Genomic DNA, 18,700 nt, shown 5'->3' on the forward strand with positions numbered 1-18,700 from the left:
ATATGGTGAGATGAGATTAGATGGTGCTGAGGATTTTTATAGAGCTGAACTTAGTCTGCCGTGCCATCAGATGATGAGTGATGATGAAGCTAAGTTTGTTATCGCTAATTTAAATGAATTATTAGAAATTTATACTAGTAAATTGGTTTGCGGCTAAAAAATTAAGAGATAAAGCCATACTAAGATATTTAATTTCTAAAAAAGAGCGCAATAACCTTAGATGGCATTATTTTTGATCATAATAAATTAAAACTAAAACCCCAAGGGTATATAGGCCTTTGGGATTAATTTTCCATTATATCCTTAGCTTTTATTCCCATTAAATTTAATGCTACTTTTATACTAAGTGCTACAACGCTAAAAAGCTTTAGTAATTCATCTTCATTTTGACTTCCTACAACTCTATTTTCGTTATAGAATTTATGAAAACTTGCACTAAGCGATTTGAGATAATCAGGAATTTTGTGTAAACTTCTTTGGTTTAGAGCATCTTCTAAGACTTCAGGCATGGTAAGCGCTTCAAATAATAAATTCTTACCATCATCGCTTAAATTTGTAAGCGAAGCATTAGCTACATCTGCAGGAGTCTTGTTAGCTTTGGCAAAGATTTGATTTACTCTAGCGTGAGCGTAATTGATATAAAATATTGGATTTGAACTATCTTGTTTTTTAAGCTCATCAATATCAAATTCTAAGCTTGAATTGCCAGCCTTAGATATGAAAATAAATCTAAGCGCATCACTTCCAATCTCAGCTAAAATATCGCTCATTAACACTGATGTTCCAGCTCTTTTGCTCATTTTAAATGGCTTACCATCTTTTAATAAGCTTACCATCTGCATTAAAATTACCTCTAGTTTGTTCTCATCATAACCTAGAAAATTAATCGCAGCCTTTAATCTAGCGATATATCCATGGTGGTCTGCACCCCAAATGTTGATATATGTATCAAAATCATTAGCAAATTTGACATTATGATAGATAATATCACCAGCTAAATATGTTGGACGGCCGTCACTTCGTACTACTACCCTGTCACTATCATCGCCAAGTTTACTTGAAGCGATATAGGTAGTGCCATCTTTTTTATATACTTGACCGCTTTTTTCTAATTGCTCTAAAGTTTGTTCTAATTGATCATAATATGATTTTTCACTAGCCCAATTATCTATGAATATTCCAGCATCAGCTAGGTCTTTTTTGATAATTTTTAAAACTTCATCTTTGGCAAATTCGGCTAGTTCAGAGTTACGACTTGACTCAAAAATTTCTTTGCCAAATTTATCGTAAGCTTTATGCGCTAGCTCATCAATATAATCACCCCTGTAATATTTCTCAGGATACTCAACTGTCTCATTAAATAAAATCTCTTTTGCTCTAAGCGTAATAGATATGCCTAGTAGATCGATTTGATTGCCAGCATCATTGATATAATACTCAGTATGAACTCCTACGCCAATATGTCTAGCTACTCTAGCTAATGTATCGCCATAGACTGCGCCTCTTACATGGCCAATGTGTAATGGGCCTGTTGGGTTGGCACTTATATATTCTAAAAATATATTTTTAGGATTTGTAATCTCTTTTGAGCCAAATTTATCTCCACTTTTAAGTGCATCATTAGCCAAAGAATCTAAAAAATCGCCACTGAGTTTGAAATTTATATATCCATTTACGGCAGTTACTTCGTAGTTTGGCGAACTAAATTGCTGTGCCATCTGAGAAGCGATAGCTACTGGGGATTTTTTTAACTCTTTAGCTAATCCAAAAGCAAGTGGTGTAGCATAGTGAGCTAGGGTTTTATCCTTTGGTTTTTCTATTACAACTTCACGCCCTAAAATAGCGCTTATCTCATTTTTTAGAGTATCTTTAGCACTCATTAGGCACTCTTTTGAGTTTCATCTTTTTTTATTTGAGTTGTATCCTCAGTTTTTTCGATTTTTTCTAATGATGTATCATCTTCCATCTCTTTTTTAAAGCTTTTAATTCCTTTACCCATACCTTTTGCTAATTCAGGGATTTTTTTAGCACCAAAAAGCAAAACAATAATTGCTAAAACTATCAACCAGTGACTTATACTCATACTACCCATAATTTTCTCCTTAATTAAAATTTAAATTTGTTAAATTGAGCATTCGCTCCAGCTCTCTATCACATCATTTATGATAAAGCTTTGTGTTTTTGATCTCATAGAGATAAAAATTGCCTTAAGTTTTTCATATGAACTATCTAAATCATCATTGATGATAAGATAGTCATATTCGCCAATGTGAGCGATTTCGGTAGCTGCGTTAAATAACCTATTTTCAATGGTTTGCTCATCATCGCTACCACGCTTTATTAGTCGTTTTTTTAGTTCGAGTCTATCTTTTGTAGTTATAAAAACTGAGGTAATTAACTCCTTATATTGCTTCATTGCTAGATGAAAGCCTTGAACATCGATATCAAAAATTACAATTTTATCATCTTTTAGAGCTTTTTCTACTGGTTCTAGGCTAGTGCCATAATAATTTTTATGCACATTTGCCCACTCTAAAAATTTACCTTGCTCAATTCCTTGTTTAAATTCATCAGTACTAATAAAGTTATAATCAACCCCATTTTTCTCTCCAGCTCGTGGTTCTCTAGTTGTACTAGAAATAGAAAAATAAAGATTGTCAAATTCGGCCATTAAGCGTGATAATAGCGTACTTTTTCCACTTCCGCTTGGGCCGCTTATTATTAGAATTTGACCGCTCATTATCTGCCTTCAAAACTAATATTAATATTAATATTAATATCTTTTAATACATCTTTTAAGGCGCTAGTGCTAAATGCTCTTCCTAATCCCTCGCCAATTTGTGAGGCTAGAACTTGGGCTATCTCTTTTTGTTCATTTTGGCTTGGTTCTGTTTTGTTTTCTACAGCGATCTTATCTGATTGATTAACTTTTGGTTCGTTTTGGGTTTGGCTATCTTCTTTGTTATTTTCTTCATGAAGGGCTTCTTTTATAGCGGCTTCTTCTATCTCATCAATTGTGCTAGCTTCATAACTATTGCTTAAATCTTGGTTTTTCATATTATTCTCACAATCCATATTATCAATCTCATCAAGCATACTGCTTAATTTGTTTAAATTCTCAGTGTATTCAACATCTTTAATTTGGTCATTCTCGTTGGCTAGCTCATTAAAATCTTGACTTTCATCAAAATCTAAAGGCTCATTATCTTGGCTACTTTTAATATTTGCTAGATCGCTCTCAAAACCTGCTAGTTCACTCTCAAGATCATCTAGCTCATTATCAGATTTATCTCGGCCAATCTCTTCGACCAAGAATGCTGGCTTAGTTTTTTGAGTTGATTCATCCATTGATTTATCTTTAAATTCAAATTCGCTCTTTGATTCTTGTACTGGTTGAGTTTGTTCAGATTCATCAGTCGCAAACTTAGCAACCGTTTCAGGCTGGATAATTGACTCTTTATCTATCTCATCACATTCTGTAATCTCTTGTGGTATAGCAGCCAAATCTGCCACAGAGTCATCTTGAAATTTAGATTCAAGTTCTGGTTTGCCAACTGGTTTTATAGCTGATTCATCTTTTATTTCATCTTTAAATGTAGTGTCAAATTCGGCATTATCAACCTCACCATCGCCATCAGGAAGCGCATCCAATGCTGAGATATCAAGCTTGATATTCTCATATTCGCTGGTTATATCTTTAATATTTTGCTGCTTTTGTTTGTCGTTAAGTTTATTGCTTGGACTTGATTCTTGCGCTTGATTATCTAAATTATCTATTATTTGTTCATCGTTGCTTAAATCATCTAATGCCTCAATCTCACTGGCTTTATTATCTAAAGTATCAAGTTCTTTTTTATCATCTAAACTATCTATCTCATTAAGTTTGATACCTGGATTATCTAGATTTAAATCAGCATCATCTAATTCTTGAATTTGGTTATTTGTGTTGAACTGATTATCTACGCTTTTAGCTTGTGATTCATCTACTGATTTATTGAGGTTTTTATCTGTTAAATTATCTGTCTCATATTCTAAATTATCAAGTTTAGCTAGTTCATCATCTATGTTATCTAGATTAAACTCATCTGTTGCAATATTTAACTCTTTATTGTCGCTCATTAAATCATCAGTAAGATTATTAACATCTTTTGATTTATCCATTAGGCTCTCAATCTTGCCAGACTCATCATCAAGTCCTAAATCATCATCAAATTCATCCTTAGCTAGCTCAGGCTCAGCTACTTCGATTAAATTCTCAAATTGCTCAAGCTCTTGTTCTTCATGATTTTCATCATCGAATGAGCTATTTTCAAAATCATCTTGGAGTTTATTGATATCATCAGGCAATTCATCGCTATTTAAATCACTAAATACATCTATATTATCATTAGTGTGAATCTGACCAAATTCATCCCCTACTTTGATATCGCTAGGTTTAGGTTCTACTATTTTAGTTGATTTTGGAATCTCAACTAAGATTCTTTTTACTACATCAATAAAATCAGTTGGTAAAAATGGCTTTTGTAGAGTTTGGCTTTTAGCTAGATTATATTCATCAGCTCGATTTCTAGGGATTAAAAATAGCTGATTTTTTGCATATTCTAAGTAATTAATTTTACTATCATAAAGCCCGCTATCACATATAATTAAATCAGCATCATTGCTAGTTAAATACTCTAAATTATCAATCTCAGCAAAAGTATATCCAAGTTTATTTAAACTCACACTCACAAGTTTTGAAACTGCTGGATTATTATTTAGCAAAATCACCTTCATAGACTACCCCTTAAAAAATTTACACTATTTTACGCAAATTTTCATTATGTATTGCTTTATTTAGAAAAATAAACTTGGTAAATCGTTTAAAACTCTCATCATTAGTGTTGTAAATACCTTAACAATAACAGCCAAAATCGCCATTAGTACAACAAAAGCGATAGTAATTTTAATTGGAAATCCTACAACTAGTAGGTTAAATTGCGGCATGGTCTTCATAAGCATTCCAAAAATCAAATCCGACATTAGAGTAAGTGCTAAAATCGGAAATGAGATTATAAAGCCATATAAAAAGAGATTTACCATACCTTGGGAAGCGTATTTTAAGATATTTTGCTCAGGATAGAAGCCACCAAGTGGGATATATTCAAGTCCATAAGCCAAAAAATATAACACTAAATGATGCCCATCAAATAACAAAAATGCCAGTAAAACTATTAAATTTAAGATATTTGAGATTAGCGGGGCATTTATTCCGCTTTGTGGGTCAACAACTGTTGCCATTGAAAATCCCATAATCATCGATATCTGCTCACCTGCTAGTTGCACTGCGCCAAAAACAAGCATCAAAAGCACCCCAACACATAACCCAAGCATAAGTTCAGAGAGTGCTTCAAGTATAAGATACTGAACATTTATACCATCTAAATTTGCTGGCGGAGTAGCTAGCGGGAATAGATATAATGTAAGCATAAATGAGAGTGTTGCTTTGATTGTCATAGGAATTTGCATATGGTTAAAAAATGGAAAAAACACCATCAAAGCACCAGTCCGCACAAGAAGCAAAAAGAATGTTACGACATTTTCCTGCCCTAAATAATTTACAAATTCCACAATTCACCTAATTAATTTGGCGCTTATGATACTTAGTTTTTGCGAAATTTTGGCTTAATATTTAGATAAATTTAGATTTTTTAGCATAAAAATACTAAAATAAATGATGAAAATACTAATATAATTTTGCAAATACATTGCCGCTAATAGCGTTTGTATTATGGAGTCATTGTATCTTTGTGGTAATAAATCGCAAGTAAAAATCAAATAATATATAAATGCAAGTTAAGGTTTGCATATTAAACTAAATTTAATAAGATTGAGTCTTTGTTGTTGTAGTGATTTGCGATGCGCTTAGCTGCAGCTCTGCTATATATCATCTATTTACTCATTTTATAAAAACCTCTTTTGAGTCTTTAATAAATTTCAAAATTTACTAAAAATTTAGGAAATAAAATAGCTTAATTTGCCCCGTAATCTAACAAATTAAGCTTAGTTTTATAGGGGGGGTATAATTATAATATTTTTTATCAAAAGATTAGCAATAAATTTTCATAGCAAAATTGAATTTGGCTTATTATAAGCTAAATTCTAATACTTTAATTATATAAAAGGAGTAAAAATGCCATTGTATTCGGCTATAGGAAAAATTTTTCAACAAGTTGGTCAAGCTGAACAAACTAGGCAACAATCTGTGCAATCTATGCAAAGTAATATTATTTCGGCTATTGGCACTGCTATATCACAAGTTTCTGCACAAGTGGAAGCAGAAGAAAATGAAATAAAAGCTAAACGACAGGAGTTGCTAAATGCAATGATAGGATGCAGAGAGATGATGGCAAAAACGCCTCAATCCCTAGCAGATAGAAAGATAGAACTATCCAAAAAGCAAAACAGCAATGATGATGAATATATAACTTTATAAAAAGGATAAAAATGGCAAAAAAAATTAAATTTAATCTCCAAGTAAATGGTGCTAGTGTATCTAGCCTAGAAGGGCTACAAAACAACTTCAACATAGAAGATATATTGGAGCATTTCAAAAGTGGCTTACTAATGCGGTGGCTAGAAGTCCAAGGGCTAGAAACCGAACTGAAAGAAATAAGCAAGCTAAGCGAAAAAAGCGATAATTTCGCTTTAGCACAGGGAATTCTAGAAATCTTTGATATGGACAAAGAGCTTGATAAAAACGCTCTTAAAATAACCCTAAATGATATCAACTACAAAGAATACAAAGAAAATTTGCTAAAAACCAACGAAGATCTAGAGAAAAACGCTAAATCTTTTTTACGAGAGTATCACGATAAATTCCGCGATATAATTTGGGATATTATAAAAAATAGTGAAAATGTAGAAAAAATCAAAAGCAACCTAAAAATCATAGAAAACGACTATTTTGATCTATTTTTATTGCACTTTCAAACGCTTGTTGGTGTATTTAAAACTAATGCTCCACTTGCGCTTATCTTTGGGCTAGGAACAGAGAAAATCCGCAAAATGCTTTTGGCGTATATAAATATAGAAGAAGCTGGGGATCATAATAAATACTGCTATATTGGTGATGAAGAGATAGATGATGAAACAAAAGAGTATTTAAAAAGTATCAACTTAAAGTCTATTGATTACCTTCGTTATGGGTATTTTGAAGCTATTAGCAAAGTTGTTTATGATAAGATGATATTTGATTATGGTGAATTAGGCGATGTGATAAAGAAATTTGAAGGCTCTACCGATGGGCTTTGGAGAGATTTAGTAGCTAGGAATAAAAGGGTCTTGGTGCTAGGGATATCTAGCTTGGCCAAAGCTAGTCGAATCCCAAAAGATGGAGAGACAAACGAAGCACTTGGAGAAGAAGAAATAAATGGTCAATTTATTATTTTAAATGGGCTAAATTTTCAAAGTTCAAATAATAACGCTTATATAGTATATGTGGAGCTATAAAATGGTAATACAAAAGCTAAACTCATATATACAGTCGCTTTGTAGCATTATACTTATGCCTAGCATAGATTTTAGACAAAATGAAGATTTGATAAGAGAGATAGCCAAAAATGATGGTAGAGAGGTCTTTGAGTATAATGAAGCGTTGGGGCAAATAGACTTTGATAACAAATCTCCAAATGGTGGTGGTTTGCCAGTGGAAAATGCTCTTTTGGAGTTTTTAATACAAAAGGATGACCAAGCAAGACTCGCTAGCGCAAATAGTAAACCAAAGCCTATGTTTTTGGTGCTAAAAAACATCGATCACGAGCTAGAAAATCCAAAAATCATAGCTATGCTAGATAGGATAGCAAGTGCAAATATCTATGATGATGACTACTATATAACAGTGTTTTTGCTAAGTACAAAAAGGACAATCCCAGCCAAACTAGAACATCACATAACCATATTTGAAACTCCAGTGCCAAAAGAGAAAGAGATAAAAGATATAATCCAAAAATTCGCAGATGATTATGGTATCACTATCAAAGATGAGTTTTTTGATAAGCTTACTTTAAATTTAAAAGGTTTGACAAAATTTGAAATAGATAGAATTTTAACCTTAGCTTATCAGCAAAATGGCGAGATAAATGGGGATGATAATGAATTTATCATCTCGCAAAAAAGTCAATTTGTCAAAAAATCAGGAATGCTAGAAATCATAGAAGTCAAAGAAACTATGGCAAATCTAGGCGGGCTTAGCGTGCTAAAAAAATGGCTAAAAGATAAAGCTCATATCATAAGAAACCTAGATAAAGCGCGCAAATACGGCGTAGATATACCAAAAGGAGTGATGATAGTCGGTATGCCAGGCTGTGGTAAAAGCCTAAGCGCTAAGATCACGGCTAATCTTTTTGGGATTCCGCTTGTGCGCCTTGATGTGGGTAGGCTACTTGGTAAATATATAGGCGAATCAGAAGCAAATATGCAAAGAGCTTTGAAGCTAAGTGAAGAGATAAATCCTTGTGTTTTGTGGATAGATGAGATAGAAAAAGCCTTTGCCGGTATGTCTAATGGCAATGGGCATGAGGTGACAGTTAGGCTATTTGGGCAGTTTTTGACCTGGCTACAAGAGAAGTCAAATTCCGTATTTGTAGTAGCGACGGCAAATGATTTAAGCGGTATGCCGCCTGAGTTTTTGCGTAAGGGTAGGTTTGATGAGATATTTTTTGTCGATTTGCCAAATTTCACAGAGCGAAAAGAGATTTTAAAGCTACATTTAGAGCGCAGAAGCAAGACAAAAACAGCTGATATTGATGTTTTTGAATTAGCTAAGCTTACTGATGGCTTTAGTGGTGCGGACTTAGAATCAGTGATAAAAGAGAGCTTTGAAGAAAGTTTTATCCAAGACAGAGAACATATAAGCACAGAAAATATCACTAAAAAAATAAAAGAAACCAAAAGCATATCTGTAACCCTAAAAGATAAAATCGATAGCCTAAAAGAGAGAATCTCAAAAATGGATATCAAAAAAGCAAGTATTGATGATAAGCAAGATTAATAATAAGGATTTAAAATGCCAAAAATAAATCAAAGCTTAGATAAATTTTATTCTACGCAGTTAAACGAAAAAGAAGTAGAGATACTATCTGCTACTTTAGCTAGATTTTTAAATAGCTATGTTGAAAACCAAGACAAATTCAGCCTAGATCAGTGGCTAGAAAACCAAATTCAAAAAGAACTTCCAAATGTAGATATAAACGAGATCAAAGCTACAACGCATGATATAATAGAGATTATCAAATGTATAAACGAGGAAAAAGCAGATCTTTTAAAAGCCAAGAGTAAAGGCGTAAGCATAAAAAGCTGGCTTATGGAGAGGATTAAGAAATTTATAAATCCTGATGATTTAAGCGCCGTGACAAAAGATCTTAAAAAAGCAAATATCTATGATACATTAGAGTTAGCTAGGCGCTCAGGCGAAGATATAGAGGCCATAGAGCCAGAAATCATAGAAAAAGAGATAGAAAACAGCTCTCCTATAATGGATAAAGTCCAAGAGTTTGCAGAGGAGAGCCTGAAACGAACAGCCCTAGGCGGCGTCCAAAGCGCTAGTAAATATATATTAGAAAATTCAGATTTTAAATTTTCTAATATCTTAAAAGTCGCAGCTAATGGTGTCAAAGATGAAGCAAAAGCTATTATAGATGAGACTATAAAGGGCACAGATAATAGCGATAAGCTTAAAATCATCACCGGTGGCGCCCTTAGCGTTTTGGCAAAAACGATGCCTACAGATCGCATGCCTATAAAAACAGGTAGCGTAATGGGTAGCATAGCATCTAGTAGTATAGAAAATATCAAGACCCTAAACGAATTAGCCGATGGGAAAATCAGCACTACAGAAGCGATCGGCAATATGGCCATAAATACAGCGTCCACCGCAGCTGGAACAATAGTAGGCGAAGCAACTGGCAAAGTAGGTATGGCCGTAGGGTCTACAATCGGTGGAACATTAGGGACTATATTTGGCCCTGCTGGTACGGCTGCTGGTGCAGCTATCGGTGCTACTATCGGAAAATTTGCTGGAAAAGCCATAGGCTCAAAAGTAGTCCAAGGCGCCGCAAAAGTAGCCAAAAAAGTAACGCAAGTAGCAGTAGAAGGTGTAAAGGCCGTAGGCAGAGGTATAGGAAGGGTAGCTAGCGCAGCATGGGGAGGCGTAAAAAGTATGTGCAGCGGTATAGCTAGTATTTTTAGCTGGTGATTTTGTAAAAATATACTCAAACTAAAATTTCATCATAAATCACTTAGCCACTTGCTTTAAAATAGAGCAAGACTTTTGGAATTTTAAAATTCCAAAAGCGCCACTTTTTCTTAAAACTCAAAGAGTTTTAAGAAAGATTAAAATCTGCGCCCAGCGCAGCAACTCTGAAAGACTTTTATAAAATTTTCGCAATAGCAAAATAACCTTAAATGGTTGTTTTGTGGCGAAAATTTGGAATGTTAAAAATGGGATACCCCACGAAGTGGGGCTTTAGATGGATCAAGGGAGTGTAACTCCCTGTCGCAAACGGCGACTTGTTGCCGTGCAAAGTCAAAATGAGCTACCCTGTTTTGGAATTTAAATTTCATTTTAGATTTTAAATTTTTATTGATATTTTTATAAGTTAGATACCATAAATTGTTATAATGTTATTTACAAATTCAGGAGCGATCAGTGTTTTTTATTTTGGGTTTTATAATAATTGCGATATTGGCGATATATGTCAATGTTCTTATCTATCTGTTTGCTGTATTGGCGATACTGGTTATTGTTTCGCTTATTGGTTTGTTAGGTATGATATTTGGCGAATATTTACCATATATATTAATTGGGATATTGGTTATTCTTTTTATCAGGTGGATCTTTAGAGTGAGATAAATCAAATTTATTAGCGAATTTGAAATCTTAGAGAAATATTAAATTCTTGAATTCGCTTATTTCTTTTAAGGGGTAAGGGGAGCGCTTTTTTGGCAGCTGAGTAGCGTGAGAGCAAAACGATGTAAATCATCGTTTGCGACGCTACGAAAGATAGCAACGCCTTGGCTTCCCCCCCCCCTTTTTTTAACAACCCCTAACCCCCTGTAAAAGCCTTTCAAGGTTCATTATCCCAAATTTTTGCCGCAAAATAACCATTTAAGGTTATTTTGCTATTGCGAAAATTTTGTCGCAAAGCTGGGCTTAGCTCAGCTGCGAAGTAAAAAATGAATTTAAACTTAAAATATGTCATAAAATATATATTATAATTAAATTTAATACTATTTGAATTTAATTATACTTTTATTTATAATTTAATTATCTTGAATTTTGCGATAATTTTGTTATATTTTATTGAAATTTTATATTTGATTGAGGGTGTAAATTGATTAAATTTGTCTGAATTTGCGTAGTGTGGCTTGTGAATTTAAGTGAGTTGATTAAATACATTAATAGATGAGAAGTAGATAGTCTACTTCTCAAATTTAGCTTAGCAGCATTTTGAGCTGCCGGCGCCATATTTTTTCTCTAAAGCCTCTTTGAAAAACTCTCTTTGGCTTTTAGGGGTTTGATTTGGATGGAATTTCTCCATATATTCTACATATTTATCATAGCTAGGCATCCCCACTAATAAGTGGGAAAACCTATCAATTTTTCTATAAAATGCTGATATTTTGCTCCAAATTTGCATACTAACCCCTAGTGAGCACATCCGCAGTGATGAGCGTTACAACCGGCTTTGCCCTCATAATCTTTGGCATTGAGATATGGTGATTCTGCTAGTGGGATTATAGGGTCTTTGCCGCTTATTGCCCTAGCGACGACTCTTAAAGTAGCAATTAGAACAATTATAGTAATACCCATAAATACTGCACATAAAATAGCGTTAATTAGGTTGTTTCTAGCTACTTGATTAGCTGCTTTATATGCTTTTTCAGCTGCTACAAGCTGTGCATCATCAAGAGTTCCAGACTCTATTTTTGCCATTAGATCAGCTGCTTTTTTGCTATTATTTTGATATGCAGCTACATGGCTTACTGAGTCATGAACTCTCTCGCCGTTTGCTGGAAGTAGCTTTTGCACGCCTGCACTCATAGTTGAGATTAAAACCCAAATTACAGGTACAACTACTACCCAAGCTAGTTTTCCACGTTTCATTTTAAATAAAACACTTACTGCTAAAAGTAGAGCAATACCAGCAAGAAGTTGATTACTTACACCAAATAGCGTCCATAATGCTTTAACCCCGCCTGTTGGATCGGTGATACCCATATATAATATAGATCCCCAACCAGCTACACATAAAAGAGTTGCTATTAGACCCATTGGAACTGAGCTGATATTTGCCATTGGTTTATAGAAGTTACCTAAAACATCTTGTACCATAAATCTCCCTGCTCTAGTACCAGCATCAACTGCTGTAAGGATAAATAATGCCTCAAATAAGATAGCAAAGTGATACCAAAACGCCATTGTGCCTTCAAAGCTTGGCATTTTAGAGATTAAGACAGCAAAACCAAGAGCGAATGTAGGTGCACCACCGGTTCTACTTAGAATGCTTGGCTCGCCAACCTCTTTAGTAAATGCTAGAATATTTTGTTCTATCATTTCTGGGGTGATTTTGATAATATCTCCAGCAAATGCGTTGATACTAGCAGCAGCAGCTTTAATACCTGCTAAGTAGCTTTGACTTGCTTCGCCTTGGAATACCCCAAATACCTCGCCAGCACTTCTAGCTGCTGATATAGCTTCAGCTGTACCCAAACCAGCAGGAGCGACATTGATAGCAAAGTATAGATCTGGAGTGATTATGATAGCTGCGATTAACGCCATTACACCAACAGCTGACTCCATAAGCATTGAGCCATAGCCTACCATTTTAGCGTGAGTCTCTTTTTCTAGCATTTTTGGCGATGTTCCACTAGAGATTAGAGCATGGAAACCACTAATAGCACCACAAGCGATAGTAATGAATAAAAATGGGAATAATTTACCAGCAAATACTGGCCCTGTGCCATCTGTGAATTTAGTAACCATAGGCATTGCTACTTGGATATTTTGATTACCTGCAAAATCGCCTAAACCTAAATAGATTATAATCACCGCCATAGCAAATATAACGCCGATTTTAAGGAAGGTAGATAGATAATCCCTAGGTGCTAAAAGTAGCCATACTGGTAAGATTGCTGCTACAAAACCATAACCAATTGTAATAAATGCTAAATTTACTGGAGTGATAGTAAATACATCTGCCCAGTATGGATCAGCAGCTACATAATGCCCACCCCAAAGCGATAACATAAGCATAACAAAACCAAATATAGAGGCCTCGCCTATTCTACCTGGGCGGATAAATCTCATCCAAATTCCCATTAAAATAGCAATAGGAAGAGTCATCGCAATGGTAAATAATCCCCATGGAGATTCAGCCAGGGCATTTACAACAACCAAAGCCAAAATAGCCACAATAAGCATCATAATACCTAAAATTCCAATCATAGCTATAGTTCCAACACCCTTGCCTAGCTCCATTTTTATCATCTCGCCAAGGCTTTTACCATCCCTTCTAGTTGATAACCATAAAACTACAAAGTCATGCACCGCACCGGCAATCACAACGCCCACAACAAGCCAAATCATACCTGGCAAATAACCCATTTGAGCTGCCAAAATCGGCCCTACTAACGGCCCAGCACCAGCAATAGCGGCAAAATGGTGGCCAAATAGGACAATTTTGTTAGTTGGGACAAAGTCACGACCATCGTTTTTTACCACTGCGGGAGTGGCTCTATTGTCATCTAGGCCTAAGACCTTTTGAGCTATGTATTTAGCGTAAAATCTATAGGCAATTGAGTAGATACACACAGCTGCAACTACAAACCATAGAGCATTTACTGTCTCACCTCTATCTATAGTCAGTTTAGCAAATCCAAGCACAGCCAAAAATACAACTGCCGCCCAGATAACTATGCTTAACACCTTTTTATTCATGCTACCTCCGGATTAAAATTATTTTGATTTTGCGATTGTAGCATATTTGTAATCAAATCTAGCCTTAAAGTGTATAAAATAGAAATATAAATTTATATTATGTTACGATTTTACACATTAAGGAGAAATTATAGGTGAATTTGGGCTATTTGTTAGAATTTGAATTTGGAATTTAATATTTTGGCTTATATTTTTACTTTTTTTAAGTGATAATGTAAATTTATTTTAAATACAAAGCTATAAAAGCAAATTTAATTAATTTAATAAATTTATTTAAGTTTTAAATAAGATAGCTTTTAAAGTGTGATTTTATAGGCTTTATAATCTTAAATTTGAATTTATAATATTAGTAATTATAGCTGAATTTAGATAGATAATAAAATTTATTAATAATATTCTTAAACAAAAAATTAATTTCTTTATGATATTGAATTAATGGTAATCTTTTTGATACAATTGCATCCAAATCAATAAAGTAAATTTCAAGGAAAAGGCTTTGGAGAGTAATCTTGTATGGAGTTTTTATCTCTATGTTTTCATCGTTTTAGCGCTTTGTGTGGCTTTTTATTTCACCAAAAAGATTGGCCCAACTGGCAAAAGCAATAGCTCAAAAAATCGAATTTATGAGAGCGGAATTGTAAATTTCTATGGCGGTATAAATTCTAGTATAAATGTCAAATACTATCTTGTGGCGATTGTCTTTGTGATATTTGATATTGAAGCTGTGTTTATGTATCCGTGGGCGGTGAGCCTTAGGGAGCTTGGCCTTTATGCTTTGGTTGAGATGTTTGTCTTTATGGCTATTTTGCTTGTGGGATTATACTATATTTATAAGAAGAAGATTTTAAGATGGGAATAGAAAATTTAGTCAAAAATGATCTGATCTTAACTAGATTAGATGCGCTTTTTAACTGGGGTAGATCCAACTCGCTTTGGCCGATGATATTTGGGACGGCCTGTTGTGCGATTGAGTTTATGAGTGCTGTATCATCAAAGCATGATTTAAGCCGTTTTGGCGCTGAAGTTATGCGATTTTCGCCTCGGCAAGCGGATTTGATGATAGTAGCTGGGACAATATCATTTAAACAAGCTCCGATTTTAAAAGAGATATATGATCAAATGTGTGAGCCAAAATGGGTTGTAAGTATGGGGGCTTGTGCTAGTAGCGGGGGATTTTATGATAATTATACCACACTTCAAGGGATAGATCAGATAATACCAGTTGATGCCTATATCAGCGGCTGTCCGCCAAGGCCTGAAGCGATAATCGATGCGATTTTAGCTATCCAACAAAAGATAAAAGCCGGTAGTATCAAAGATCGCCATAGAGATTTTAAGGGGCTTTTAGATGGTTAATTCGTTTATATCTAAATTTAATTCTAAAATCTCTGAATATAATGGCATTATCACGGCTATAATCCCTAGTGAGCGTATTTTTGAAGCGGTTAAATTCGCTCGTGATGAGATGAAATATGAGATTTTGGCTGATATCGCCTGTGTGGATAATTTGAATTTAAACAATCCAAAAAGATTTAGTTTGTATTATATATTTAGCTCTTTAAAAGGCTCAAATTTTATTATCCAAACTGATATTGATGAGAATCAAAGCTTAAAAAGCGTATCTGAAATTTACAAAAGCGCTAATTGGGCTGAAAGAGAGTGCTATGATCAATATGGTGTTAAATTTGACAATCATCCAAACCTTAGACGCATATTAAATCATAAAGAATTTATCGGACATCCATTAAGAAAGGATTATCCTATTGATAAATATCAAATTCTAACTCAAAGTGATAGCTTGGTTGATGAGATGAGAGATCAGCTCTTAAATCTTGGTCTTGCTAGTGAAGAAAATGATGAATTTAAAATCAAATATACATTTTTAAATATCGGCCCATCACATCCTGCTACGCACGGGACGATACGCAATTTTATGGCTTTAGATGGTGAGAAAATAGCTGCTTGTGTAACTGAAATTGGCTATTTACATAGGGGATTTGAGAAGTCTTGTGAGACTCATACCTATGCCCAGATCATACCATATACAGATAGGCTAAATTACTGCTCTGCTATGCTAAATAATGTCGGATATGCTAAGGCGGTAGAGGATATCTTGGGTGTTACCTTGCCTGATAGAGCGATTTTTATGCGTGTGATTTTGGGTGAGTTGGCTCGCATTATAGATCATGAGGTTTGCCTTGGGGCGATGTTTGTGGATATGGGAGCGCTTACAAATTACTGGTATTTATATAATCCTAGAGAGAAAATTTATAACTTCTTATCTAGATTAACTGGTGCTAGATTTACAAATTCATTTGCTAGAATCGGCGGTATGGCGCATGACTTTTATGATGGTTGGGAAGATGAGCTTTTAGGCTATTTAAAAGAGGTTGAAAAGGGCCTTGATGATACTCTAACTCTCATAGAAAAAAATAGAATTTTCTTAGATAGAGTTCAAAATATCTGTAAAATAAGCGCTCAAGACGCTTTAAGCTATGGATTTACAGGGCCAAATTTAAGAGCTAGTGGCGTGGATTATGATTTAAGAAAAGATAAGCCATATTACTATTATGATAGCTTTGATTTTAATATCCCTGTTGGTAGCTGTGGCGATATATATGATAGGATGTTTGTGAGATTTTATGAGATGAAAGAGAGTGTCTCTATCATCCGCCAAGCGATTAAGAGAATTCCAAATGGCGATATCTGTATCAAAGACAAAGATATAATTCTCCCACCAAAAAGCGAAGTATATGGCAATATTGAGGCTTTGATAAATCATTTTAAAATCATTTTTGATGGGATTAAGCTCCCTGTGGGGCATTTCTATGGTGCTAGTGAGGGTGGCAATGGTGAGCTAGGATTTTTCATTGTTAGTGATGGTGGTAATATGCCATATCGCTTAAAGCTTAGACCGCCTTGTTTCTATGCTTTAAACGCATTTAGCGATATGGTTAGAGGTGGCTTGATCGCTGATAGTATCTTGAATTTAGGTAGTATAAACATAATTGCTGGGGAGCTAGATAGATGAGTTTTGAATTTACAAAAGATGAGCTAGAAGGCTTAAATAACCTACGCACAAAAGTAGATGATGATAGAGCGCTAGTATTACCCGCTCTTTGGATTTTACAAAGAAGACAAGGATTTATCAGCTCTGAAGATATATTGTATTTAGAAAAAACTCTTGGAATTAAGGCTATATTCTTTGCTGAAGTTATGGGCTTTTACTCTATGTTTAATGAGAGCAAAAAAGGCAAATATGAGCTTAAATTTTGTAAAACCATAACTTGTAAATTAAGAGGCGGCGATGAAGTGATAAAAGCCGCTAGCGATCTTCTTGGGATCAAGATGGGTGAAACTACTAGCGATGGGCTTTTTAGCCTTGGGGAGAGCGAGTGCTTAGGATATTGTGAGAAGGCGCCATGTATGTTATCAAATTTAGAGCAAATCGGTGATTTGACTAAAGAGAGTATAACAGAGTTAATAGAAAGGCTAAGGAGAGAAAATGAAGGTCGTTAGTGCTAGATTTGATATACCTAATGCCAATAAAATAGAAGTCGCTAAGGCTCATGGGGCATATGCGAATTTAGATGAAATTCTAAAAATGCCAAGAATGGATATAGTAGATGCGATTGACAAAAGTGGATTAAGGGGCAAAGGCGGTGGCGGTGGCCATTGTGGAACTAAATGGAAAAATATGATAGCTTGGCCTAGCCAAAAACGATATTTGGTGGTAAATGGCGATGAGAGCGAGCCTGGGACTTGTAAAGATAAGTATATTTTCAATCTTGATCCCCATCTATTAATAGAAGGTATCATAATCTCAGCTTACGCTCTTGGTGCGTGTAGAGCCTATATCTACATTAGGGGCGAATATGAGAGAGAGTATCAAAGTATCCAAAGAGCCATTAATGAATCCAAAGATGAGAGGCGTGGCCTAGAAATTATAGTTTGTAAAGGTGCTGGGGCCTATATTTGCGGTGAGAAGAGCGCACTTTTAGAGAGTATTGAAGGCAAAAGGGGGCATCCGAGATTAAAGCCACATAATAGAGCTGAGCCGGATTTTTTGTTTGGTAGTGCGTGTGTGGTAAATAATGTCGAAACCATCGCTAGCGTACCATTCATAGTTAAAAATGGCTGGGAAAAATATAGAAGCGTAGGAACCCCAAAATCCCCTGGTACTCTGCTATTTGCCGTAACAGGATGTGTAAATACTCCATGCGTTAAAGAGATGCCATTTGGGACTAAAATGATTGATTTTATCAATGAATTTGGCGGTGGCGTATGGAAAAATAGAGAGCTAAAAGCCGTTATCCCTGGCGGATCATCTGCTGCGGTATTAACCAAAGATGAAGTTATGAAGGCTACTTTGGATTATGAGAATTTATGGGAGTATAAGAGTGCGCTTGGTACTGGCGGTATGATGGTTTTTGATGATACGATCAGTATGCCTAAGGTGCTTTTGAATTTACTTGAGTTTTACACAGAAGAGAGCTGCGGGCAATGTACCCCATGTCGTGAGGGATGTGGCTGGGGAATGCGAGTTGTGGAGCGAATTTGTAAAGGCGAAGGAAGCAAAAAAGATCTACAAATATTAAAAGATATCTGCTTTATGCTTGATGGAAAGACAATTTGTGTATTTGCTCCAGCGGTAAAAGATGTAATCATAGGCTTTATAACCAAATTTGAAGATGAGTTTTTAGCGCTTTGTAAGGATTAAAA

The 18,700-nt window shown here is 34.9% G+C and carries 16 protein-coding genes; 9 read left to right on the top strand and 7 right to left on the bottom strand.

Translation table 11 applies throughout. The features are described from left to right. Nucleotides 1-284: 284 nt before the first annotated feature. From argS to fliR, 5 genes are read right to left on the bottom strand one after another with little or no spacing between them, the layout of a single operon-like run. The gene (gene argS / locus CIGNP103_RS06610) at nucleotides 285-1,880 is read right to left on the bottom strand and encodes an arginine--tRNA ligase (protein WP_086236065.1); all 1,596 of its coding nucleotides are present in this window, start codon (nucleotides 1,878-1,880) and stop codon (nucleotides 285-287) included. Continuing rightward, complete coding sequence (tatA, locus tag CIGNP103_RS06615) at nucleotides 1,880-2,092, bottom strand: twin-arginine translocase TatA/TatE family subunit (protein ID WP_086225622.1); 213 nt, start codon at nucleotides 2,090-2,092, stop codon at nucleotides 1,880-1,882. Before tatA ends, argS begins: the two co-directional genes overlap by 1 nt. Nucleotides 2,093-2,122: 30 nt before the next feature. After that, nucleotides 2,123-2,740, bottom strand: a complete 618-nt coding sequence (gene gmk / locus CIGNP103_RS06620; protein WP_086240782.1) for a guanylate kinase — start codon at nucleotides 2,738-2,740, stop codon at nucleotides 2,123-2,125. After that, nucleotides 2,740-4,776: a hypothetical protein gene (locus CIGNP103_RS06625; RefSeq protein WP_086268811.1), complete on the bottom strand. Its 2,037-nt coding sequence runs from the start codon at nucleotides 4,774-4,776 to the stop codon at nucleotides 2,740-2,742. The genes gmk and CIGNP103_RS06625 overlap by 1 nt, the downstream gene beginning before the upstream one ends. A gap of 60 nt (nucleotides 4,777-4,836) precedes the next feature. After that, nucleotides 4,837-5,610: a flagellar biosynthetic protein FliR gene (fliR, locus tag CIGNP103_RS06630; RefSeq protein ID WP_086268812.1), complete on the bottom strand. Its 774-nt coding sequence runs from the start codon at nucleotides 5,608-5,610 to the stop codon at nucleotides 4,837-4,839. Between the two features lie 562 nt (nucleotides 5,611-6,172). Between fliR and CIGNP103_RS06635 the strand changes: the two genes are divergently transcribed. The 4 genes from CIGNP103_RS06635 to CIGNP103_RS06650 are packed head-to-tail and all read left to right on the top strand — an operon-like array spanning nucleotide 6,173 to nucleotide 10,234. After that, complete coding sequence (locus CIGNP103_RS06635; protein ID WP_086252668.1) at nucleotides 6,173-6,475, top strand: hypothetical protein; 303 nt, start codon at nucleotides 6,173-6,175, stop codon at nucleotides 6,473-6,475. A gap of 11 nt (nucleotides 6,476-6,486) precedes the next feature. After that, nucleotides 6,487-7,491, top strand: a complete 1,005-nt coding sequence (locus tag CIGNP103_RS06640) for a hypothetical protein (protein WP_086268813.1) — start codon at nucleotides 6,487-6,489, stop codon at nucleotides 7,489-7,491. A 1-nt stretch (nucleotide 7,492) separates the two neighbouring features. Next, nucleotides 7,493-9,031: an AAA family ATPase gene (locus tag CIGNP103_RS06645; protein ID WP_179187325.1), complete on the top strand. Its 1,539-nt coding sequence runs from the start codon at nucleotides 7,493-7,495 to the stop codon at nucleotides 9,029-9,031. A 15-nt stretch (nucleotides 9,032-9,046) separates the two neighbouring features. After that, nucleotides 9,047-10,234: a hypothetical protein gene (locus CIGNP103_RS06650; RefSeq protein WP_086241796.1), complete on the top strand. Its 1,188-nt coding sequence runs from the start codon at nucleotides 9,047-9,049 to the stop codon at nucleotides 10,232-10,234. A 1,243-nt stretch (nucleotides 10,235-11,477) separates the two neighbouring features. Here the strand turns inward: CIGNP103_RS06650 and kcuS are convergent. After that, nucleotides 11,478-11,678 (bottom strand): KCU-star family selenoprotein, encoded by a 201-nt coding sequence (kcuS, locus tag CIGNP103_RS06660; RefSeq protein WP_086241795.1) that lies wholly within the window; start codon nucleotides 11,676-11,678, stop codon nucleotides 11,478-11,480. A gap of 8 nt (nucleotides 11,679-11,686) precedes the next feature. Beyond that, on the bottom strand, nucleotides 11,687-13,978 hold the full coding sequence (locus CIGNP103_RS06665; protein ID WP_086241794.1) for a carbon starvation CstA family protein: 2,292 nt from the start codon (nucleotides 13,976-13,978) through the stop codon (nucleotides 11,687-11,689). Between the two features lie 496 nt (nucleotides 13,979-14,474). Here CIGNP103_RS06665 and CIGNP103_RS06670 point away from each other — a divergent pair, with 496 nt between their 5' ends. Genes CIGNP103_RS06670 through nuoF form a run of 5 tightly spaced genes read left to right on the top strand, consistent with a single transcriptional unit; the run spans nucleotide 14,475 to nucleotide 18,698 of the window. Further along, nucleotides 14,475-14,837 carry an NADH-quinone oxidoreductase subunit A gene (locus tag CIGNP103_RS06670; protein ID WP_086252671.1) on the top strand — a complete coding sequence of 121 codons (363 nt, stop codon included), beginning with the start codon at nucleotides 14,475-14,477 and terminating at the stop codon, nucleotides 14,835-14,837. After that, nucleotides 14,828-15,334, top strand: coding sequence for an NADH-quinone oxidoreductase subunit B (locus tag CIGNP103_RS06675; RefSeq protein WP_086225610.1), 507 nt, complete (start codon nucleotides 14,828-14,830; stop codon nucleotides 15,332-15,334). Before CIGNP103_RS06670 ends, CIGNP103_RS06675 begins: the two co-directional genes overlap by 10 nt. Next, a complete protein-coding gene (locus tag CIGNP103_RS06680; RefSeq protein ID WP_086252672.1) occupies nucleotides 15,327-17,009 on the top strand; it encodes an NADH-quinone oxidoreductase subunit D in 1,683 nt (560 codons plus the stop codon). The genes CIGNP103_RS06675 and CIGNP103_RS06680 overlap by 8 nt, the downstream gene beginning before the upstream one ends. Next, complete coding sequence (locus CIGNP103_RS06685; protein WP_086225608.1) at nucleotides 17,006-17,497, top strand: NADH-quinone oxidoreductase subunit NuoE family protein; 492 nt, start codon at nucleotides 17,006-17,008, stop codon at nucleotides 17,495-17,497. The genes CIGNP103_RS06680 and CIGNP103_RS06685 overlap by 4 nt, the downstream gene beginning before the upstream one ends. After that, nucleotides 17,484-18,698, top strand: a complete 1,215-nt coding sequence (gene nuoF, locus CIGNP103_RS06690; RefSeq protein WP_086229795.1) for an NADH-quinone oxidoreductase subunit NuoF — start codon at nucleotides 17,484-17,486, stop codon at nucleotides 18,696-18,698. Before CIGNP103_RS06685 ends, nuoF begins: the two co-directional genes overlap by 14 nt. Nucleotides 18,699-18,700: the final 2 nt, after the last annotated feature.

The sequence above is a fragment of the Campylobacter sp. P0103 genome, from assembly GCF_002139545.1.
Taxonomy (GTDB): Bacteria; Campylobacterota; Campylobacteria; order Campylobacterales; family Campylobacteraceae; genus Campylobacter; species Campylobacter devanensis.